Annotated in this window: 3 protein-coding genes and 1 pseudogene; all 4 read right to left on the bottom strand. The window is 73.3% G+C overall.

Going from position 1 to position 6,363, the window contains the following annotated elements; genetic code table 11:
- Nucleotides 1-34 precede the first annotated feature (34 nt).
- Nucleotides 35-1,237, bottom strand: coding sequence for a S8 family serine peptidase (locus tag ACFWEP_RS29845; RefSeq protein WP_387374666.1), 1,203 nt, complete (start codon nt 1,235-1,237; stop codon nt 35-37).
- A 90-nt stretch (nt 1,238-1,327) separates the two neighbouring features.
- Nucleotides 1,328-4,660 carry a right-handed parallel beta-helix repeat-containing protein gene (locus ACFWEP_RS29840; RefSeq protein ID WP_387374664.1) on the bottom strand — a complete coding sequence of 1,111 codons (3,333 nt, stop codon included), beginning with the start codon at nt 4,658-4,660 and terminating at the stop codon, nt 1,328-1,330.
- 695 nt (nt 4,661-5,355) lie between these two features.
- The gene (gene ssuE, locus ACFWEP_RS29835; protein WP_387374662.1) at nt 5,356-5,913 is read right to left on the bottom strand and encodes an NADPH-dependent FMN reductase; all 558 of its coding nucleotides are present in this window, start codon (nt 5,911-5,913) and stop codon (nt 5,356-5,358) included.
- A 75-nt stretch (nt 5,914-5,988) separates the two neighbouring features.
- Nucleotides 5,989-6,363, bottom strand: a pseudogene (locus tag ACFWEP_RS29830) (alpha/beta hydrolase); the annotation flags it as partial.

The raw sequence follows: 6,363 nt of genomic DNA, 5'->3' as shown, positions 1-6,363 counted from the left end.
GACAGGGACGGGTGGCTGCCGCCGTCCCCGTCCGTCAGCTCCCGGCGCCGCCGCTCTCGTCGACGGCCGGGGTGCCCGCAGGCCTCCACCGGCGGGTGCGGGCCCGGGGGAGCGTCAGGGCGGCCCAGGCCACCAGGAGGATCAGCGCCGCGCCCGCCGCCGCGAACAGCGTGGCCCGGCGGACCGGCAGGGCCGCGTCGTCATCGGGCAGCCGTACGGCGGCTCCCGGCGCCGTGGCCGCAGCGCCGGGAGCGTTTCCCGGCGCCACCTCCGTCACGGCCGCGAACGGATCGAGCCGGGGGACGACGTCGGGGTAGGCGCTCGCGGTGAGGCGGGCGGCGGTCTCCGCACCGGTGAGACCGGGGTGGGAGGAGCGCACCAGAGCCGCCGCCCCGGCCACGTACGCGGCGGCGAAGGAGGCACCCGAACCGATGTAGTGCCCGGTGCCGCGCGCGCCGATCCCGACCACTCCGTCACCGGGCGCCGCCAGGTCGGCGGAGCCCGGCAGCAGGGCGTCGTCCGGACGCTGCCCCTGCGCGTCGACGTCCAGCACCGACAGCACACCGGGCTGCGAGGCGGGCCAGTAGTCCCGCGGTGCCGGCTCCTCGTCCTGCGCCGCGGACTTCGCCGGACGGTCGGGCACGGCCGCCGCGATCACCAGTACATCCTTCGCGAGGGCCGCATCGACGGCCTTCGTCAGGCCGTCCGACCCCCGCACCAGAGCCGGCGAGACGGTGATCACGTCGGCGCCCGCCGCCGTCGCCGCGGCGATTCCCGACGCGACGCTCTGCGCGGTGGCCGCACCCCGTTCGTCCGTGCCGCGCACCGCGAGGATCCTCGCCCGCTGGGCGACCCCCGCGAACCGCACCCCGTCGACGGTGGCCGCGGCGACCAGCCCCGCGACGAAACTCCCGTGGCCCACGCAGTCCTGACCCGCGGGACCCACCGCGGTCACCCGGCCGGACAGGGCGGACGCCGTCGTGGACACCCCGGTGTCGACCACCGCCACCGTCACCCCGGAACCGTCCGAGAACGGCCAGGTGCGAGTCAGCTGGAGACTCCGCTGCTCCCAGGGCACGGTCGTGGCCCGCTGGGCGGAGGCGCTGGTGCAGACCGCGTCGGCGTCCAGCCGCGCGGGCATCACGGGCAGCCGTACCGGCGTGTCGTCCGCGGCGGACGCCTCGACCCCGCCGACCAGCGACAGCAGGGTTCCCAGGCACAAGCACGCGGTCAACATCCGTGCCGAGTGGGGGAGATGAGCCAGAGGAGGGCGCCGAGACATGTTCCGCATCCTACGGGCAGCCGCCGGACGCGGGAGGCCGCCCCCTCACCCCTCCGGCGTCGGCGTCCGCACCCCGGGCACATCGCCGGGCAGCAGGAGCCGCAGGTCGTCGAGGCCCGGTGCGGCCATGGCGCTGACCCGGCCCGCCTGCCTGGTCATCATGGACTCCAGGACCTGCCGGGCCAGCCGTCCGTTGCCGAAGAAGCGGTCGCGGGGCAGGGAGTCGAAGTACTCCCGCAGCAGCCCGCCGACGCCGGGTCCGCACTCGTAGCCCGAACCGTCCGCGTGCATGCGGACGATCGTGACCAGCTCGTCGGAGGTGTAGTCGGCGAACTCCACGCGCCGCGAGAAACGGGACGACAGACCTGGGTTGGACGCCAGGAAGGACTCCATCTCCCGGGTGTAGCCGGCCACGATGACGACCACCTCGTCACGGTGGTCCTCCATCAGCTTCAGCAGGGTGTCCACGGCCTCCTGGCCGAAGTCCGAGCCGGAGGAGCCGCTTCCCGGCGTGAGCGTGTAGGCCTCGTCGATGAACAGCACTCCCCCGCGGGCCCGTTCGAAGACCTCGCGGGTCAACTGTGCGGTGTGGCCGACGAACCGGCCCACCAGGTCGGCCCGCGCCACTTCGACGAGCTGGCCCTGGGGCAGCACGCCGAGCGAGACGAGCAGTTCGCCGTAGAGGCGGGCGACGGTGGTCTTGCCGGTGCCGGGCGGGCCGGTGAAGACCAGATGGTGGCTGACCCGGGGGCTCGGCAGCCCGGCCGCCTCCCGCCGCCGGGCGGTCGACAGCAGGTTGACCAGATCGGTGACATCGCGCTTGACGGCCGCCAGCCCCACCATGTCGCCGAGCCGGGACAGGGCGTCACCGCGGTCCGGCTCGCCCGCCTCCCCGTGCGGTCCGGCCGGGACCTGTATCCCCACGTCCTCGGGGACCAGCAGACTCAGGTCCCGTTCGCCCACCTCGGGCTGTGCGGCCAGTCGTACCGCCTGCCGGTCGACCATCTCCTCGAACACCTGGCGGGCGGCACGGCCGTTGCCGAACGTGGCGTCCTTGGGGATGCGCTCGAAGTACACGGCGAGTGCCGCGCTGGTGCCCTCGCCGAGCTCGTACTGGTGCCGGGCGCACATGGTCTCCACGATGGCCACCAGCTCGTGCACCGCGTAGTTCTCGAACTCCACGGTCCGCGAGAAGCGGGACGCCAGACCGGGGTTGCTGCCGAGGAAGGACTGCATCTCGCCGGAGTAGCCCGCGGCAACGACCACCACGTCCTCGCGGTGGTCCTCCATCAGCTTCAGCAGGGTGTCCACGGCCTCCCGCCCGAAGTCGGGCCCGGAACCCCCGCTGTGGGAGGTCAGGGTGTACGCCTCGTCGATGAACAGCACCCCGCCCAAGGCTCTGTTGAAGGTCTCGGTGGTCTTGATGGCGGTACCTCCGATGACCTGGGCGACCAGATCGGCCCGCGAGACCTCGACCAGGTGCCCGGAGCGCAGCGCGCCCAACTGGGCCAGCACGGTGCCGTAGAGGCGGGCGACGGTGGTCTTGCCGGTGCCGGGCGGGCCCGCGAAGACCAGGTGACGGCCCATCGGCGGTGCCGACATGCCCAATTGGGCCCTGCGCTGGGCGAGCTGGGTGAGATTGACGAGAGTGCGGACCTGCTGCTTGACGTTGGCGAGGCCGATCAGCCCCTCCAGCTCGGCGAGCGGGCCGCTCTCCCCGGGCGCGTCCACGCCGTCCGGCGCGGTTCCGGCCGGGTCGGTGCCCTCGGCGTCGCCGTAACCCCAGGCGTCCCGGCGGCCGTTGCCGCTGGTGGTGAGGGACTCGACGGCCAGCCGGTCGCCGGGCTGGGTCTGGACCAGGCCGCTGCCCGCGTTGTCGCGGACCGTGCAGTTGACGACGGACACCGGCAGGGTGGTCTCCACCCGCAGTCCGTCCTTGCCGCTGCCGGCCAGGGTGCACCCGTTGAGCGAGGCGCGCCCGCCCTGCCGGATCACGACGCCGCACTCCGGCGCGCCGACCACCTGGAGCCTGGTTCCGGTCAGTTCGCCCTCCGCCTCGACGAGCACGCCGTCCGCTCCGGCCTCGCGGATCTCGCAGTCGCGGGCCGTGAGAGTGCCGTCGGTACCCACGGACAGGCCCGCGGTGGTCGGTGCGAGCACGGTGGTGCCCCCGACGTAGAGGTTGCCCGCGCTCTCCACGTGGACGCCCGCCGCGCCGGTCCTGGCGATCTCGCTGTCCTCCAGCCGTCCTCGGCCGTCCTTGGCGACCTCCACGCCGTTGCCGCCCGCGCCACTGATCCGGGCGCGGCGGATCATCGGGTTGGCGCCGGTCGCGATCCGGATACCGGCGCCCGCGGCGTCGACCACCTCCACCCGGTCGAGTTCGGCGGTGGACTCCTCCTCCAGCAGCAGCCCGGACGTGGCCGCGCAGTCCCGCACGGTCAGCGAGGTCAGCGACGGCGATCCGGACCCGGTCACCCGCAGCGCGGGCGCCTGGGAGGAGTCCAGCCAGCAGTCCTCGTAGGTGCCGCGGCCCCGGTCGGTGACCAGCAGGCCGTTGCCCCCGGTGCGGGCCGTACGGCAGCGGCGCAGCAACGGGTCGCTGCCCTGCGAGACGACGAAGGCCGGACCGGTGGTCGCGGTGACCCTGATGTCCTCCAGCACGGTGCGGGAGGCACTGGTCAGATGCACGCCGATCGCGACGTCGTGGACGACCGTGCGCAGGACCCGCGTGGTGCAGCGGCCCTCCAGCGCGACGGCCGGCTGGTCGGTGGAGGAGATGTCGCAGTCCTCGACGGATCCTTGGGCGTCGCCGTTGGCCAGGATCCCGTTGGCCCGCGCGTCGCGCACGGTGCAGCCGCGCACCGAGACCCGACCGCGTTCCCCGATCACCACACCCGACGTGCCCAGATGCTCGACGGTGCAGGACTCCAGGGAGCTCTCCACGGCGGAGGTGACGACCACCCCGGCCCCCACGCGGTTGCTGATCCGGCAGTCGCGCATCGCCAGCGAACCGGTTTCCCGGGCGAGGACGGCCGTCCACGCGGACCCGGTGACCTCGCAGCCGTCCATGGCCACCTGGCCGCGGACCGCGTCCACGGCCGGCACGTCCTCGTCCCCGCCGCGCAGCACCAGATCGGTGAGCATCACGGCGTCGGCGCGCAGACTGACCGCGCTGCCGCGCCGGGGGCGTATCTCCACCGTCCCCCGCGACTGTTCGGCGACGATGGTCACCCGTATGCCGACGACGAGGCTCTCCTCGTACGTCCCGGGGCCCACGCTGATCACCGCGCCGCTGCGCGCCCCCACGAGCGCCTCACCGATCGTGCGGAAGCCGCCGGTTCCGTCGGGGCGGACCGTCAGTACCTGGCGTGACACGCGCTCTCCATCTCTCGCAGACTCACGGCGCCGATCGCCCTTGGCGGGGTGCCGACGGCCCCATCATGCCTGGGTCCACCAGGCGTTGACACGTCGGCCCGGGTCGGGGCCCTCGCCTCCCCCGTCGGACGCGGCCGATCGCCGGGCCCGCAGGGCTCCGTCCCGGTCGTGACCTTGGTGTCCACGCCGATGGAGAAGCCGCTTCGGAGCAGGCGTGTCGGCCCGGCCCGCCGGGGTGGACCGAGTCCTTCGCGCCTGCGTTCGCCAGGACCACTTCGTCTCCGGTGTTCCACCGCGCGAATCGGGCGGAGGGCCCGAGGAGGACGAGCGGAAGCGACCACCGGGGGCGCGGCGAAGCCCGGCCGGTGAACTCCACCGAGCCGGGCCTCTCCGTCCCACGGCCGTCTCGCGCGGTCTCACGAACGGCACGGACCGACGGGGAGTCTCTGTGTGGACCTGGACGTTTCCGGTCTCCCTGGATCTCACGGACCTCCCTGGACGGTGTTTCGTCCACCCGGGTTCGAGGGGAGGCGGGTTGACATCCTGTCGTCCCGACTCGAAGGAGTCGTCAGTCGAGTGCCGGACTCGGTGGAATCCGAAGCCGGCCTCGGCCGTTCGCGCGAACCGCCCGCCCGAATCGCCGGGCCCGGGACGAAGCGGCGTCCCGGAGCGAAGGCCGCATGCCCCGTCGCCGCTCAGGCCGTGGCCGCGAGCCTCGTCGTACGTCCGCCGAGCGCCCGGGAGAACGCGTCGGTGACCTGGGCCAGGGCTTCGGCCGTACCTGGCGCGACGGTGAGGGTGCCGTCCTCGCCGACGGTGATGTCCTTGTCCACCGTGAACCACCCCGGGACGATGTGTGCCGCACCCATCGAGCTCAGGACCGGCCGCAACGCGTAGTCGATGGCCAGCACATGGGCCGTACTGCCGCCCGTGGCGAGAGGGAGCACGGTCTTTCCGGCGAGGGCGTACTGCGGAAGCAGGTCCAGCAGCGTCTTCAGCAGCCCCGAGTAGGCGGCTTTGTAGACGGGGGTGCCGATCACCACGCCGTCCGCCTTCTCGAACAGGGCCGTGGCGCCGACGACCGCCGGGTGCCCGAAGTCGGCGCCCAGCAGCGCCTCTGCGGGCAGCGTGCGTACGTCCAGCGGTGTCACGTCATGGCCCTGCTCCCTGAGCCGGTCGTCCAGATGGCGCAGCAGCCGTGCGGTGCGGGACGTGGCGGACGGGCTTCCGGAGACGGACAGGATGGTTGCCATCGGGCGGGCCTCTCTCTTGGGTCGCTTCGGGTCAGGAATGCCGGTGGCGCCGAGCGCGGCCGGACGCGACGGTGCTCACCAGGCACTCGACTCGACGTCGACGACCGGCACCAGTTCGTTGCGCAGGGTCTCCAGGAACGTGACGATCTCCGCGGCGACCGAGCGGTGCTGCAGGTCGTTCAGGACGTCGTGGTGCGCGTCGCGGACCACCGACAGGCGGGCACGGTCCAGGTCTTTCGCCGTACGGGCGAGCGCCTCGCGGTCCGCGAGCGGGTCGCGGCCACCGATGAGGAGCAGCGCGGGAACGCCGGGTTCGCCGTCGTACGCCGCTGTGAGCAGGGACGCGGGGACCGCCTCGTCGAGCGCGCCCCGCCGTGTTCCGGCGTCCGCGGTGAGCGTGGAGCGGTGGGCCGGACAAGCGGTACGGACATCGAGTTCGTGGTCCCAGTC

It is taken from the genome of Streptomyces sp. NPDC060198, from assembly GCF_042728415.1.
In the GTDB taxonomy this organism is placed as follows: Bacteria; Actinomycetota; Actinomycetes; order Streptomycetales; family Streptomycetaceae; genus Streptomyces.
The sequence above is the reverse complement of the archived record's forward strand: the minus strand, read 5'-3'. Positions and strand labels throughout refer to the sequence as shown.

Coding starts and splice junctions, on each gene's coding strand:
- ssuE (WP_387374662.1), bottom strand. CDS start 5,913: ATGGCAACCATCCTGTCCGTCTCCGGAAGCCCGTCCGCCACGTCCCGC.
- ACFWEP_RS29845 (WP_387374666.1), bottom strand. CDS start 1,237: ATGTTGACCGCGTGCTTGTGCCTGGGAACCCTGCTGTCGCTGGTCGGC.